This window comes from Candidatus Xianfuyuplasma coldseepsis (genome assembly GCF_014023125.1).
Lineage (GTDB): Bacteria > Bacillota_I > Bacilli_A > Izemoplasmatales > Izemoplasmataceae > Xianfuyuplasma > Xianfuyuplasma coldseepsis.
In genome coordinates this window covers 1,051,981-1,068,003 of record NZ_CP048914.1, presented here as the reverse complement: position 1 = coordinate 1,068,003, position 16,023 = coordinate 1,051,981, and the positions used below count along the sequence as shown (strand labels likewise).

At 36.6% G+C, this 16,023-nt stretch carries 14 protein-coding genes; 5 read left to right on the top strand and 9 right to left on the bottom strand.

Going from position 1 to position 16,023, the window contains the following annotated elements; genetic code table 11:
- The first annotated feature begins 12 nt into the window (after nt 1–12).
- Nucleotides 13–1,215 (top strand): hypothetical protein, encoded by a 1,203-nt coding sequence (locus G4Z02_RS05015; protein ID WP_258876906.1) that lies wholly within the window; start codon nt 13–15, stop codon nt 1,213–1,215.
- A gap of 53 nt (nt 1,216–1,268) precedes the next feature.
- Here G4Z02_RS05015 and G4Z02_RS05010 read toward each other — a convergent pair whose 3' ends face one another.
- The gene (locus G4Z02_RS05010; RefSeq protein ID WP_258876905.1) at nt 1,269–1,991 is read right to left on the bottom strand and encodes a YkvA family protein; all 723 of its coding nucleotides are present in this window, start codon (nt 1,989–1,991) and stop codon (nt 1,269–1,271) included.
- Nucleotides 1,992–2,128: 137 nt separating this feature from the next.
- On the opposite strand from G4Z02_RS05010, the gene G4Z02_RS05005 reads away from it, so the two are divergent.
- The 4 genes from G4Z02_RS05005 to G4Z02_RS04990 all read left to right on the top strand — a co-directional run bounded on the left by G4Z02_RS05005 (nt 2,129) and on the right by G4Z02_RS04990 (nt 8,050).
- On the top strand, nt 2,129–2,842 hold the full coding sequence (locus G4Z02_RS05005) for a class I SAM-dependent methyltransferase (RefSeq protein ID WP_258876903.1): 714 nt from the start codon (nt 2,129–2,131) through the stop codon (nt 2,840–2,842).
- A 95-nt stretch (nt 2,843–2,937) separates the two neighbouring features.
- Nucleotides 2,938–4,869 carry an InlB B-repeat-containing protein gene (locus tag G4Z02_RS05000; protein ID WP_258876902.1) on the top strand — a complete coding sequence of 644 codons (1,932 nt, stop codon included), beginning with the start codon at nt 2,938–2,940 and terminating at the stop codon, nt 4,867–4,869.
- A 402-nt stretch (nt 4,870–5,271) separates the two neighbouring features.
- Complete coding sequence (locus G4Z02_RS04995) at nt 5,272–7,443, top strand: hypothetical protein (protein ID WP_258876901.1); 2,172 nt, start codon at nt 5,272–5,274, stop codon at nt 7,441–7,443.
- Between the two features lie 232 nt (nt 7,444–7,675).
- A complete protein-coding gene (locus G4Z02_RS04990) occupies nt 7,676–8,050 on the top strand; it encodes a GtrA family protein (protein ID WP_258876900.1) in 375 nt (124 codons plus the stop codon).
- Between the two features lie 67 nt (nt 8,051–8,117).
- On the opposite strand, the gene G4Z02_RS04985 is transcribed toward G4Z02_RS04990, so the two are convergent.
- The 8 genes from G4Z02_RS04985 to G4Z02_RS04950 all read right to left on the bottom strand — a co-directional run bounded on the left by G4Z02_RS04985 (nt 8,118) and on the right by G4Z02_RS04950 (nt 15,775).
- Nucleotides 8,118–8,381 carry an HPr family phosphocarrier protein gene (locus G4Z02_RS04985; RefSeq protein WP_258876899.1) on the bottom strand — a complete coding sequence of 88 codons (264 nt, stop codon included), beginning with the start codon at nt 8,379–8,381 and terminating at the stop codon, nt 8,118–8,120.
- 64 nt (nt 8,382–8,445) lie between these two features.
- Nucleotides 8,446–9,792 carry a PTS ascorbate transporter subunit IIC gene (locus G4Z02_RS04980; protein ID WP_258876898.1) on the bottom strand — a complete coding sequence of 449 codons (1,347 nt, stop codon included), beginning with the start codon at nt 9,790–9,792 and terminating at the stop codon, nt 8,446–8,448.
- A gap of 57 nt (nt 9,793–9,849) precedes the next feature.
- The gene (locus G4Z02_RS04975) at nt 9,850–10,122 is read right to left on the bottom strand and encodes a PTS sugar transporter subunit IIB (protein WP_258876897.1); all 273 of its coding nucleotides are present in this window, start codon (nt 10,120–10,122) and stop codon (nt 9,850–9,852) included.
- A gap of 15 nt (nt 10,123–10,137) precedes the next feature.
- Entirely contained in the window at nt 10,138–12,168 is a 2,031-nt protein-coding gene (locus tag G4Z02_RS04970) for a BglG family transcription antiterminator (protein ID WP_258876896.1), read from the bottom strand.
- A 333-nt stretch (nt 12,169–12,501) separates the two neighbouring features.
- Nucleotides 12,502–14,346 (bottom strand): CASTOR/POLLUX-related putative ion channel, encoded by a 1,845-nt coding sequence (locus tag G4Z02_RS04965; protein WP_258876895.1) that lies wholly within the window; start codon nt 14,344–14,346, stop codon nt 12,502–12,504.
- A 165-nt stretch (nt 14,347–14,511) separates the two neighbouring features.
- Complete coding sequence (locus tag G4Z02_RS04960; protein ID WP_258876894.1) at nt 14,512–14,790, bottom strand: hypothetical protein; 279 nt, start codon at nt 14,788–14,790, stop codon at nt 14,512–14,514.
- Between the two features lie 160 nt (nt 14,791–14,950).
- Nucleotides 14,951–15,244, bottom strand: a complete 294-nt coding sequence (locus G4Z02_RS04955; RefSeq protein WP_258876893.1) for a hypothetical protein — start codon at nt 15,242–15,244, stop codon at nt 14,951–14,953.
- 114 nt (nt 15,245–15,358) lie between these two features.
- Nucleotides 15,359–15,775 carry a hypothetical protein gene (locus G4Z02_RS04950; RefSeq protein ID WP_258876892.1) on the bottom strand — a complete coding sequence of 139 codons (417 nt, stop codon included), beginning with the start codon at nt 15,773–15,775 and terminating at the stop codon, nt 15,359–15,361.
- Nucleotides 15,776–16,023 lie beyond the last annotated feature (248 nt).

The window sequence follows — 16,023 nt, the reverse complement described above, 5'->3', positions numbered from 1 at the left end:
GGAGGAGATTGGATGAAGAAAATACTGGTTATCGTACTACTTGGATTCTTATCTACATTAAGTGCATGTAAAGGGACAGATTTTGTTGAAATGGAAGGATTTATAGATGAAACCGAGGATTCCTATGAAGATGTTATGACAGAGCTTGATGAATATTTTGAGGCATTTGGAGATTTTGAAGATGCTACATATGAACCAATTTCATTTCAGGAACTCAATGTAGAATATAATAAAGACGATTTTATCACACAATATAATAATAGTTCTAAATATCACCCTAACCGAATGTTGGTTTATCGAACCATCCGTTCTGGTATATATTGGTTCAAAGCGGAGACTCAAAATATTGAAGATATGAAAGAATCAAAATACTATTCCATATCTAGTGAACGTGCAACCAATGATTTCTTCTTTCGTAAGGGAGATGAAGGAATTCTATTTGGTGCATATACTGTGAGTGAGCGCGGAAGCATTGCTCAACTATTTCATCTATATACAGAAAACAATGTGCGCTACGCAGATTGTGTTGGACGATTTATTTTGACGGGAGAAGGCGATGATGTATTGCGTCGCTATCACTTATCAGATACTGGGGAGTATTTCTATGAGGAAATTAACTATCATAATGACAATGTGACAATTTATGAGCACTATAATGCTTCGACTGGTTACTTTATGAACTACGTGAACAATTACTTTAGTAACACATATAGTTATGATATGTATGATCCTGTGGAAGAATATGCATTTTCAGGTTCTATTCCAAAGGATACTAACATACCAGAAGATTATCATTTGGAGTTTTATGACAATGACAATTTGGTTATTCACGTGGAGGACTATAGGCACTATAATCCCGAGTATTTGCACATTAAGCACAATATTAAGTATATCGATGGTTGGGAAAGTGTTGAACTGGAAAATATCATTCAACTGTATAAAGATGAAGTAGTTGTTGATGAGTTTGCGGAAGGTTTATTCTCCTTTCAAAATGATGTATTTAGTTCTACTAATGCGCATGAACATGGTATAACCGAAGAAGTCTGGTCTTTATCAGACAGTAGTCTATCATTTAGTTTCCTTGCATACGCAGATTATACAGACTTAATAGCATCAATCAACAATGATATGTTACAAACACTAGATGATTCCATGAGTGACTTCAATTTTGACACTGATTTTTATTTAACGTGGAATCCAAGTTATTTCGAGTAATAAGAATAACCATACAAAAAAAGACATATCGTTTGATATGTCTTTTTCAACCTTTATTTCTTTTTCGATACTTTATTTAGTTGTGATACTGCGTAGGCAATCACAGCGACATCGTCCGTTAGTCCTAACATCGGAATCATGTCGGGTATCGCATCAATCGGACTGATTAGATAGATTAAAGCCCCAATACCTAGGGCTTTAATGGCGGTACTGGTTTTGGGATCACGGGCGGTATCCCATAAAATCAGTACTTGGTCCCAGATTTTTTTGACGGGACCTTTGTTCATCTTCATCAGTTTATGTTCATCGACATCTTCGATATCGGAATCACTGTATTCTTCTAGAAGTTCCATTGATTCTTCTAAGACTTCTTCTTTGGTTTGTTCGGGGGTGATGAGCTCGCGAACATCAAAGGCTTGATTGCCGTATTTATGGATGAACTTCTGCATCTTACCGGCACTCTCTAAGGAGAGTAGATCGAAGTAGGATTGAATGACGTCTTGTTCTTCAGGACTAAAGACTTCATCTTCTAGCGCGAGTAATATCGCATGGGTAAGAATGTTTAAGACGTCTTCTTCTTTTTGTTGTTCTAAGAAGAAGCGAATGTTGTCTTTGGTGTAATTCTTTTCATCGTATTCTTGCATCTTATAATATTTGCGGATTTTACCGATTTGAATGAGTTCTTCTTCGGTTAAGGTGCCATCGGCTTCGGCCATGAGTTTTAGTAGTTCCATTAAGAGTTCTTTTTGCTTGGTGTCGAGTTTTGGTTTAAACATATAAATCCCTCCTTACCTCTATTGTATCACTGATTGGTAAAATCAAATATAAGAAATGACATCTAGCGATAAAGTGTACATTGTAGAATATTGTATAACTTGATATGATACAGGTATAACAAGACTAGGAGATTAGTATGAACCGATTAAAAGAATTCTTAGAGTCAACACAGAAAAAGACGTTTTTAGACATTGGTACAGGGACGGGTAATTTTATCCATCAAATAACGAGTATGTATGAGGAGTATGAATCGTTTATTGGGATTGATACGAGTGCACGGTTAATTGAGATGGCAACGAAACATACACCTAATGATAAGGTGTCCTTTATCGAGATGGATGCCTATGATATGACGTTCCCTGACAATCACTTTGATGTCGTGTGTTTATCGAATAGTTTGCATCATTTATCCAATATCCCACAGATGTTTCAAGCGATGAAACGAGTACTTAAAGAAGATGGATACATTCTGATTCAAGAGATGATTAAAGACCAATTAAGTGAGATGCAACAGTCGCATAAATTGATGCATCACTTCGCAGCACGGATTGATCGTCTAAGTGGTGATACCCATTACGAGACCTTTACCGAACAAGAGATTATCGACATCTTAGGTTCTCAAGAAGGTCTATCCATTGATCAAGAATGGATATTAGATGTACCACGTCATAAGGAGAACTCGAAAGAAGAACTAGATTACATATACAATATCTTGGAACGCGTGATGTCTCGGGTACCCGAAGACCATCAAGAAGAGTTCATAAAAGAAAAAGAACAAGTGAAACAGTATATTGAAAAACACGGTTATGATGGTTGTCCGTCCGTATTTGCCGTATTAAAAAAACAATAAGTTAGAAAAAACACGATTAAACGCAGTTTTCACTGTTGAAGGCTGCGTTTTTTTGATAAACTAGAACTAGTGATACAAAGGAAAGGAAGAGGAATATGAAACACAGCAAGGGTTTGATTGTATTATATTTATTACTTGGTTTGGTCGGATGTGGGAATACTGGTAGTTTGGATCCAACCAACAATGACGACGACAAAAATCCAACGGTGACAACGGAGTATGTCACCGTATCATATGTAAGTAACGGTGGGACGACAATTTCCGCCATCACAATTGAAAAAGGGGATCCGATTAATCCTCCGACTCCTGAGAAAGACGGGTATGTCTTTTCAGGATGGTATCAAGATGCATCATTTACTACGGCGTTTCAATCAACAATGATGATTACCAGTGATCTTATACTGTATGCCAAATGGACCGAAGTCACTGAAGATTCAGTGATTATTACGTTTGAATCGGAGTACGGGGACACCCCCGTTCAATTAATAGGATTGCCTGGAGACCCCTTAACATTACCGAGTGGACTCTCCGATCTATTTTATGATTTCCTTGGGTGGAAAATCCAAGGAGATACAACGTTATATATTGAAACCACATTTCCCGAAGAGGATGTGACGCTTGAGGGTGTATGGGAGAAGAATGATACCTATGCCTTGAACTTGATTACAACCATGGATGTGGAGACATCGTATTTGTTTGAAGTAGGTGATACGATGACGTTGCCAGATGCGGAAGAACGAACGGGATATGTGTTTATCGGATGGTATAAAGATGCATCCTTTACCGAGGAGTTTGATGAATCAGAGCCGCTCCCTGCAAATCATATGACACTCTATGAGCGCTATGAAACAATCGCTGATTACTTCTATACGGTATCCTTTGAAACCGATGGTGGATCGTTAATTGATTCCCAATTACGGGTGAAAGGGTATCCCGTCTTAGAGCCATCTACACCGATTAAAAAAGGTCATAACTTTCTTGGTTGGTACAATGATCCCGCCTATCAAAATGAATACCATTTTGATACCGATGAAGATGAGAATATGACGATTTATGCGCAATGGGAATTTGATCCTAATTTCACTGCGGTCTATTTAGTATATTCGGACATTATCATTGAAGAATTATTCTTTGACATTGGCGAGAGCTATTATTTACCGATCGTTGAGCGCGATGGATACATCTTTAATTGGTGGTACACCCATGTCTATGGGGACAATTATAATATCTACCGCGAGTATGTATACTTCCCTCAACCCTTGGGAGAAGATTTAGTACTACATGCGTTATTTACCGAAGCACCAAATATGGTGTTTGTCGAGTTTGAAACCTTTGGTGGATCGACAGCGCGTGGGTATGCGGGTATGTTTGATTATTCGGAAAATCCAGTACGGGACTGGGGTACGTTCCAAGCGAATCCTGGGGATGATATTACGGTATATAATCCCAGTAAAACGGGATATAGATTTGGCGGATGGTACATGGATGAAGAGTGTACTATTCCAGTAGATATCATTTCATCTGGCACGTCTTATGTCACAGTTGAAGCTCCCGATGTTGATACAACTATCTATGCGAAATGGATCGAAGATGCAACCGTAACCGATCCCGATGATCCTGATCAAGAGACGACCATTCTAGAACGTTTAAATGATATGGGGTATACATGCAGTGACAACCTGTGTACGATGGAAGAATCTTCCGGATATACCTATACTTTCAATTTAGTTACACAAGAATTCACCTACACAATTGATACCGATACCATCGTTGATGGTGGGTATCGCTACTACGATCGTTCGATTACGATTGGTCCAGATTACTCGTATTATTACACCTACTATGTCGATGAGAATTATGGTTTCCAATACTACATTGAACTGGAGTTGGAAGGAAACTATGAAGCAGGAACAAACAACGTCATCCACTTCTATTCGAATGTATCCTCAGAAGCATCAAACGTGGATAAAGCGAATCTATTTATCAATAACCTTATACAAATCTATCAATGGATTATCCAAGACTAGAAAAAAAGAACACGTTGATCATGAACGTGTTCTTTTTGTAAGTGATTTAAGTTTCGAAAAAACGATGATTTAAAGGCATTTTAAACGACTGGATGATTGTCTAAAACTACAGTCTACAAACGTCGATAATATTTATCATAAAAAAGTATATCTTTCCAAAAATTTGTCATCGTTTTATACCGATTATAGTTATGTAAGAGAATATATAAAAACACGTTGATTCAACAAGTATTACATCTCGAATCTAGACATTAGAAACCATGATGAAGAACGGGTGAAGTGTACTTTTGTAGCAGCGTTTATAGGGCAAAATCAATTAAACATTGGTTCATATATGGTCTTTTTCTTACGTCAAATGATGTGATATAGTTTAATTATAAAACTATGAAAGGGAAGTGAAATATGAAACGAATTTGTATGATTTTATTACTGACAGTTATTGCCCTTAGCTTCAGTAAACCACGTGATGTCCAAGCAATTGTAGATGAGTGTTACTTTGATCCAGAAATGTGTATGGGTGGTGATACCTCACCATCTGTCGATATCAACGATGCTTCTGTTGTGAATGGCACTTATGCAGCCGTTGAATGGGAGTATGATTTTATTAACGGGTACTTAAATGATATGGTACCTGGATATAACAATGTTCATTCAGCTACCGTTTATGACTATTTGCCTACGGTTACTTATAATGGCCAGTATTATGGGTACTATAAGTCGCAAATTATCCGTTTTGATCCAGAAATATATAGTCAAGTTAAGTTAATCTTAAGTTATTATATGGAACTGGTTCAAGATGAGGGTAAAGATCATCAAGATGCGATGGCTGAAAGTCTGATTAACGCAGCTACAGCATATTTGCCAGAAAACGTATCTGATCCAATCAATGGTGGCGCAAATATGTTATATGATTTCTTTGCAAATGGTAATGTTGAAGGGGTTGCCCAATACCTAGTGGGTGCTGTTGAGGATAAAACCTGTGATTATTTTGAAGATCATGTTGGTGAGTTTGCCGAAGATATCTGTGAGGTGTTCTTACAATCTTATTCCGAAGATATGTGGAGTGTTGGTTGGGTATTTAATGAAGAGGATATATTTGCTGCTGCAGTTCAATATATGCAATCGTCGTTTGCTGAACACGTGACAGATATCGCTCTTGATCTTGCAACTGGTGTTATTATTGATACCCTTAAGGCATTGCCTGTGATAGGACCAATCGTTGTTACATTCGAGTTCATTTATGAGTTATTAAACGCTATCAATGAACTGTATCTCTATCAGTATTGCAATGAAATTGTTGAAAACTTAACTGAGATTGAGCAGTTATTTGTTCCTAGTGTCGATAATTGGGGCAAAAACATTCGTATTGATTACCTTATGCTAAATCATATCGAAGTCCCAAGGTTGGATGAAAACTGGAATCCATTAACACCGGAACGCGCACGAGAAATCCTCATTACTTCAAAAACATTCGGTTTGTTATTTACTCACAGTGAGACAGATAAATTATATGAGTCAAACTTTGATCCCAGAACCGAACAAGTAGTTTGTAATGGTACCATACCGGCCAGTAACTTATACAATGACTGTGATGGAAGCAGTTACTCCTATCACACATTCAAGGCCACAGGAAATATCCGATACATCACTGAAAATGAATTGTATGATTCGATTCGATATGCATCTCAACTCCGACATATCGATCGTCCGATGCAAATGAATTATACCGATAACGCATCACGGTATTTACGGGTATCTACTAACAATGAGTATGAGGAATCAACCAATAATCCAGTATCGTTTTATGTAGAGAATGAATATCAATACCAACACTATGAACCCGTAGATGTCAGTTATACATACATTACCAGTCTAGGAGCTACCTATTTCAGTAGTCCCCACACGACGAAAGTAGTAACAGACTCAACGTATCGTAAGACATATTACGAAACAACTAGAGAATATCATTATAGTTACAAAAAGTACGAGTTATACGACAAAGTATGTTTCCAAAAGTACCAAAACGATACGAGCTTCGGTGGTGATTGGAACTATATTGATGAAAAAATCGGTAGTGTCTTCTGTCGATACTTCGATGAAGGTTCCAGTAGTGATGTAGGCAAGGACAATAACTACGATCGCTACGAGTATAAATATGGCTATTCTTACATCGGAGATACAACGCTATACCGATATAACTACCCAGATAAATATGATGTTCGTAATACCGATAATGCATATTACTACAAGGTAACTAGTTATGCAGGCGATTATTTTAAAACGGTAGGATATACATCGGGTTCCGAATGGGCCGTGAGCAACTCAGATGGAAACGAAGGTGACTATTATGTTGATTATCAGGTCACATACAGCGACTATACAGCATACAATGGATCTACCGTACATAGTTATTATCGCTATGTTGCAACAGGAAGATTGGATTTAATTGTTCCTGTCTTAGGCTATGTAGACGTGCCTAATGTTACGACATGGGCAATATCAACTCCATCAGCAGATTCGTACTATCGGTGGGATCCAACAGGAAATCGTCGAGTTATTGTTGTGAACAACTGATGGTTACTGATGATATGATTGGATTAAAAAAAAGATGATGTAATTTAAGTAAGGCAATAATACCTTCAAAGATGATGTGAATTTAGTAAGACAAACATGCTTTGAAGGTATTATTATCTGGTTATCTCAAATAATTAATGATAGAATAGGGACATGGTTGCTGAAGTATATCATACTATGGTACCAGTAGGATTCAGCATCGTAGATACTACCTATGATATCAGGTGATTTTATGAAGCAACGACGACAACTTCTTCTATTTATTATCTTCTCTGCAAGTGCTGGACTTGTTCAGTTTCTTGTTTTTGTACTGTTGTTCGAGCTGTTTCATTTTGGATACTGGTTGGCTTATGTTCCATCGATAATTTCCCTCGTTATATGGAATACGTATTGGAACCGTAAATATACATTTCAATCCGATTTATTGTTTCGAACTATGGTGATGAAGTTAATGCTATTTTACGTATTTTTTATTCCTCTATCAACGATATTTGGTGATGTGTTGACAAAAAACAGTTGGAACGAATATCTGGTTCTTGGGATGACAATGATTATCAATCTATCGTTTGCTTTCTTGTATAACAAATATTATATCTATAAAAAATGAAGACGGACAATTACGTCCGTCTTTCTATTTACTATAATCATAATTCGATTCGACTGGTATATGTTGTCTATGAAGCAAGCTTGTTTTCTTTTAAAATGGCTTCCAAAGAATCTAAGATCTCTTCGGCGTTATCTCCTTGCACCTCAATCGAGAACTGATCGTGTTGTTGGACACTAAGGCTCATAATCATTAGGATTGACTTCATTGTGTACGGTTTGTCCTTGTACCACATTGTTATCTCGTTGGGATGTGATGATGCTTTTGCAACAAGGAGACTGACAGGTCTAGCATGCAACCCGGCTTCATCGATTACAGTATATTGTCTTTTCATGTTCATCCTCCTTTCAATATCGCTCTGATATGAATCATAAAGGGGAGAATTCTCCCCTTCATTATTATACGGTTTTTTCTTTGTTGAGGACTGCATCTACAAACGGAATGGCGAAGAGTACACCAATCAATGCAGCTAATACCCATTTACCCCATCCAGCGAATAAACCAAGGATGGATCCTACGACGACAAAGTCCGCATCTCCGAAGGTTGTATTTTCAAATCCTAAATCTCCTAAGATTGGTAATAAGAGGAGTGGTAAGAATGAAATTGCAATACCATTGACAAAGGATCCAATAACGGCTCCACGGCGTCCTCCTGTAGCATTACCAAATACTCCAGCAGTTGCTCCTAAGAAGAAGTGTGGGATAATTCCTGGAAGGATGACGATCCCACCAACAAGGATTAAGATACCCATTCCGATGATACCACCGATGAAGGATACAACGAATCCAATTAACACGGCATTTGGTGCATATGGGAATACGATTGGACAGTCCAATGCAGGTTTTGCATCGGGGACAATCTTGTCAGACCACCCTTTGAATGCTGGGACGATTTCTGATATAACCATACGGACACCTTGAAGTACAATGTAGACTCCTGCTGCGAAGGTTAATGATTGAATGAATGCGAAGACAAGATAGTTGTCTGTTACGCCAAGTTCATCAGCAACAAATTGTGGCCCTGCGAATAAGGTTGTGATGACATACATTATCAACATGGTAAGAGCAATTGCTACACTTGAATCTCGCAAGAATGATAAGGATTGTGGGAAGTTCATTTCTTCTGTTGATTTTGAACCTTTACCAAACAGCTTACCGCTTAATCCACTTAAGAAGTACGTTGCAGTTGAGAAGTGTCCAAGTGCAATGTCTTCAGACCCTGTAACTTCTTTCATGTACCGTTGTCCGAGCGCTGGGAACAATACCATTGTTAATCCAAGTGCCATTCCACCAAGTACGTAAAGAAGTACTCCTTCTAAACCAGCAACTTTTAATACAACGGCAATTAATGCTGCCATGAATAATGTGTGATGTCCTGTTAAGAAGATGTATTTTAATCGAGAAAAGCGTGCGATTAAGATGTTTGCAGCCATACCGATTATCATAATTCCTGCGGTATAGGTTGCATAGTCTTCTAATGCAGTTGCAACAATGGCTTCGTTATTTGGTACGACACCGGTTAAGCTAAATGCTTCTTGAAATAACTGACCAAAATAGTCTAATGATCCGACTAAAATCCCGGCTCCTGCACCAATAATTACAAATCCTAAAATTGCTTTCAATGTTCCTCGTACTACTTCATTAAATGGTTTGCGTTGTGCTGCCAAACCAACGAGTACGATGAGTCCTAATAAGATTTGAGGACTACTGAGTAATTCTGAAATAAAACTAATAACTGAACTCATGTTTCTCTCCTTTATACATATTTTTTTTGTCCAAGATATCGATCTTGGGAAAAGCCGTTACTTGTTCATGAATGCGATAATTTTCTCTTTTAGTTCTGTTTTATCCATAATGTTTTTTAATGAAATTGTTTCACCAAAACGCTTAATATTGTTTTCCAAATCTGCGGCGCAAACAATCACATCTGCCATACCTTGATATGCACTTCCCATATCGGAGTGTTCCACTTCAACTCCTGATACACCCATGTCTTTTAATACTGCTTTTACATTCATTTCTAATAAAAAACTACTTCCTAGCCCGTTTCCACAAATACAAACAATTTTTTTCATAATAATCTCCTTTTTTTATTTTGAATACTGATCTACTAATTGAAGAATGTCTTGTTTTGATGTTGCTGCAAGCAGTTGATCTAAACCACCCATTAACATCCCCGAAAGTTGTTGCAGTGCAGTAAGGTGAATTTCACTATCGGGTGAAGCAAGAGTAATCATAATTCGTACTGGTTTATCATCACGATTGGCAAGATAAACTGGTTGTTGCAATAACAACAGAGAGATGCCAAGATGATGTACCCCATCTTCTGGACGTGCATGTGAGATGGCAACATCAGGTGCGATGCCGATGTATGGTCCCATTTCATGGACATTATCGATTACTTTTTCAACATATCGTTCCTCAATACTATTGCTCTCTAATAGTGGTTTAGCACTCAGCCAAATCGCATCTTCCCACGTTTTCACGTGATCTTGAAGGATAATTGTTTTGGCTGTTAATAACTCCTTCATCATCGGTTTTCTCATCCTTTCTATATTCGTGTTGATCAATGGTTCTTTATTGATGATTTCTCGCTCGATTAATCGTTCAACCATGTCAATCTTGTGTGGTTTTATATATGGTTTAATCTTCGCCATAATGCGTTCTCTTAAGTTTTTGTTTGGTTCGGTGATATGACGTCCAAAGATTTGTCGTAAGTGATCTTTATCAACGTCATTCAAGATTCCGTTGACCTGAATCACCCGGTCTAAAATCGCCTTATTATGTATTGGTATCGTCGATACGATGTAATCGACATCATCTTGATATGTTGCAACATCATCGAGACTAACAGCATCAATGATATGGATGCTTGGAAACATAAATTCAATCTCTTTACGAATTAATTTGGATGATGCTACACCATTTAAACAAACAAGAAGAATTGAGAAGCTGTGAATGTGACGCTGTTGCCGTTTCAGTGAACTTCCAAAATGCATTGCGATAAAACTGACGTCATCATCATTAATCGGATAACCGATTTTTTCTTCCAACTTGTCACAAACCGTTTTGGTGATTTGGGATACTTGGGGATACGATTCAAATATCTCTTCTTTTAACTTATTTTGATAGATGATTCCATATTTTAATCTGTTGATGGTTTGCTTCATATGATAATATAGACTCTTATATAGCTGGTTATCCTCATCAAAATAAATTAATGTAATTTTTGAAAACTCATCAATTAGAAATGCGACCAATTCTTTAATATACTCGTCTTCATAGGTGATATATTCATCGGCCACATGCAAGCGAAGTCCCATTAAATGGATAGCAATATACAGGTACTCTGCTTCGGGTATAACACCTTCAAAGTATTTCTTTGTTAATTGATATTCATTCGATGCTTGGATTTGCTTGACATCTTCATTGCGAAAGGTTACTGGATTAAAATGATTGTCTTTAATGATACTAATTAAAACAGATAAGTTTTCAATTGATGTATGAACATACGTGATATGCAAGTCCAACTCTAGTTGACGCATAATGGATTTGATTGTTCCATAGGATTGCTCGTTGTAAAAGGGATACATTTTCATTTTTAAAACATAATCATATCGTGATATATAATGATGTAAGACACTGCGACGCTGCGTTTCTAAACCGGTAATTATGTATCCTAGTGTATTATCATACTCCAAGGATAGATTATATACACCCAGTGTTTTTCGTAGTTGTTTTAGGTCGTTGATAATCGTGTTGCGACTAACATGAAACAATGATTCTAAAAATGAAATATTAATCTCAGTGTCTCGACATAAAATCACGAGAATTTCAATGGCTACACGCTCGTTTGGCGTATAGACATAGACATCTGATATACTGTCCATGATGTCTTTGGAAAAACGATCTTTGGTTTCTCGATTCAACGTGATTCCCTTGTCGGTTGTGTGTACCAGTTTTGGTAATCCTTGAGTCGTCAGAAATTCGTCAATCTTTTCGATACTATAGTATGCACTTCGCTTGGAGACACCCAACAGTTTTTGAATGTCATCAACACGTAAATCATAGTTTGCCTGTATCAATAACTTCAATAAATAATTGTCCTTGTAATCCAACATATTGATCACCTTTGCTTCCATCTTAAAAGATTTGAATGTCAAAGTAAAGTGCAAATTCTTGCACATTCTTACCTTGTATCTTGTTAAAATGTAAGCACTTCCTTTCACCATTCATTATATCATAATTGGGTGATAGCGCTATGTAAAAGTCGTTGTCTCGTTATCTATATTGGGGGTACAATTTGTTGCAAAACACTACCACTCCAAAGAAAAAAAATACTGATAACTTTCATTGATATTCTCTCAATATAAAAACAGATGCAAACTTGCGTTTGCATCTGTTTACTAGTTATCGTAATCATAATCACGGACTTAAGATCGTTACATGAAGTATTAATCAATCGACAATACGATCATTTTATCACCAGGATAGAGGGTTACTTCTTTTGTTTTTAGAGGGTTCATGCATAGACGTTCTCGTCCAGAACGACTATAGGTTTTAAAGCCAAGGAAGGTTTCACCTTTTTTGGCACAAGCTTCTACTAGTGTATATCCGGTGATGGGTTCTTCTGTTTCCACATACTCTTCTACTGGTTTTAAGTAGACTTCCACTCCATTTTTATTTAAGAGTATTTCTAAGATACTGACAAGATATGGATTCTCGGCGATTTGGGTTAGCATCCGGCTAGTTAGTTGTTCACTGATGAGGAAGTCATCAACTTTTGCCAGTTCGATGATGGCCGTATTACGGACGTCAAAGATTTCGGTGACGATGTCAAATTCACGATCACATACTCGTTCAATATCACGTAAGTGTAATAATGTAAGTAATGTCTGAGAGTCTTTGTCTTGGCGTGGTACTTCTTCGTTTTGGAAGATGACAATCGAACGATCGGTATATTGAACGACATCTTCAATAATCTGACGATCAAAGGTGACTTCATTGATAATGCGGATGGATAGGTTCTTGAGGGAACTTTCCATTTTCTTAATCCGTGATGTACCCCGTTCATAGTTGGTTAGAATTGTAATCGTGGAACCCGGCTTGACGTATTGATCAAACTCTTTAATGATTGACGCTACTTTTTGATTGTATCCAATAAATAGGATGTTGGTTTCTTCAATGTTGGATACGCGTGGTTTGTCGATGATGAGATCTTTATTATAATCTTGTACTACTTGTTCAACGATGGCGGTATCATCGTCTTCACTGATGACGATGATTTGATCGCCTTGTTGGATGACTTCATTACCGGGTGGATTAATGAGTGGTTGGTTGTCACGGATTAATCCAATTAGAATCGATTTAGAGAAGGATTTTTGGGCATCTACATAGGTTCGTCCGACTAATCCTGTACCAGGATTGACGTATATTTCATCCCCAGCAAAATCAAAGAGATCGCTATAGATATTCGATAGTCCTGCTTGCAAACAGGATTGGGCAATGATTTTGGTAATCGCATCCTCGACGTAGATGAAGTTCCCGAGATTACCAACGAGTTTCTCAGCGACTTTAAGGTTGTCTTTGTTGCGGAATAAGGCAGCGACTTTTCCTTTGCCTTTGTTAAAATAATCCATTGAGGATAAAGCGACAAGGGCTTTGATGTTGGTGATGTCGTTTTCAATCATAATGATGCTTCTTGCATCATTGATACTGCACATCTGTAGATCATCTACATTAAAGATCGATCCTTTACGGTAGATGACTTTAGTGGTTTTAAAGTCCTTGATGAAATCTTTAACAACTAGCGATAGTTCAAGCGGGTCTTCTTCGGATAAGACGACAACGACACCTTTCTTTTGATTCTCGTTCGCAAGGACAAGTTCGGAAAGAACGACTTTTAAACTAGGGGAGTTTCCCAGGATTACGGTATGGTTCTTTTCAATGACAGTACTTCGTCCTTTACGTAAGGTTTCGAGTTTTTCTTGGAAGCCGTTTAGGATAAAACTGATAAACATACTAAAGATGAAGATTCCGACAAAGGTCGCAATTGCGAGGACTACTACGTACCCAAAGGTACCTTCATCCCCCGCAAGGGTACCGGGGTCTAAAGCCCGTAAGAATGTAAGCCAGAATACTTCTAAGAATCGATATTCAGGGAAGATGAATATCATTATAATAGATAGGATTCCTATAATGAGTAATAGGATAAACAACAGTCCTATTATTAGTGATATTGTCCCCATCGATATAAATTGATCGTATTTGTATCGTATGTAGTCTTTTAATCGTTTCATAAAGACCTCCCTAATAAATGTAATTCCCAACATCTTTATTATACTCCATTCAAAAGTGTCCTTCAATGTGGTAATTATTATTATGCCTAGAAGTTCAATATAATTACAAAAAAAAACATTTCTAGATTTGGGTTTTTCTAGAAATGTTTTTGGTATTTTGATTGTTTAGATTACATCATAGAAATAGAAGCCAATGTCACTTGTTACTGGCTCGATATCTGCATAAAACTCAATGATGAAATCCATGGTTGTAAAACCATCACTGTAGGTAATGGTTAAGATGAAATCTCTTTCTAACATCGATTCAGTTACAACGGAGTCGATAATAGTATAGGTACCTTGTAGTACATCGTCTCTAAATATAACCATTGATTGTGGTATAGGTAAGAGTGTAATCATATCAAGATCAATCGTTGCCACCGCAGGATTTTGAAAACTAGTCATGAAATCAGAAAAAAAGAAGCTAGGAATAGCTCCTTTCCTTACAAAAACGCATGTATTGTTGTATACCATGTTAAAAGAGTTTAAACATCTTTAGTTAGTAGAATAATTAAATTTCTAAAAATAGAACATTGTTTATAATTTAATTTTGAAATCGATATAATTACCCCAGTTGATTTACTAGAATTATTGAGACGAGTAGTTTGATTATGATTTTAATAATAACAATACCTAGTACAATTAGTGCCGTCAGTACCCACGTGATAAAAAGAGGCATAAACTGTAGTTCCGTTTCTTGTCCACCAAAGTAGAAGCCAAGAATAAAGCCCATTACACCAATTACAATTGAAATCATATAGAGAATTGAGTCAACTTTATATGAAACTTTTAAGTTATTTTCAATTTCTTGTATTTTTTTTACATCATTACTAGATAGTTGTTTTACATTATCATTCATCAAAACACCTTTTTCGTATCATAATTTCTGATTATTTCTTGATTTTAATTCATATTACTAAAGAATAGAATTAAAAACAGTTAAATAATAACTTAATAAAAGAACAGCAAAAAATTAGTTCCAACCTTGTTCATAATAATATTCTTTTAGAGCTTCATTTAGTTTACCAACACTTAAATCATCATCTTGAATAGTACACTCACTTACCGGGGATACGTCCAACGTGTGGATATTATCAGTCGAAATTGAGTAACACTCTGTACCGGTTCCACCAAATGAGTTCTCGGCAGACACAACTGCCCATAAGAAATCATTATCATTTCTTCCAAACGAAATAGGCGAAACCAATCGAACACTAGATGGATTTTTAAACGATGTTAAATGTACAATAAAAAGGTCAAAGTAATGTTGCTCTTCTGTGTTAAGTTGTTCATAAGCAGATAGTCTTTCATCATTACTATTGTTTGATGAACTACAACTACTCATAAGGATAGCGAGAACGACCATCAATAAATATACTGTTTTATTCATAAATACCCCCTTTTTTATCTATTGTATCACAAAGAATTAGAATGTTAAAATATTGTATTTGCTGAATATTTTTATTAATGATATCATTGCACAAGCAATTTCTTTGCTTTATCGTGTACTCTATTAAAGGAGTACAATCAGGAATGGTATTAATTGCTCTAATATTATAAAAGCAAGACCGAATCCCAAATACTTCCAATATCATATTGTTAAATGGATCATGTTAAGTATCACTAATATTCATATTC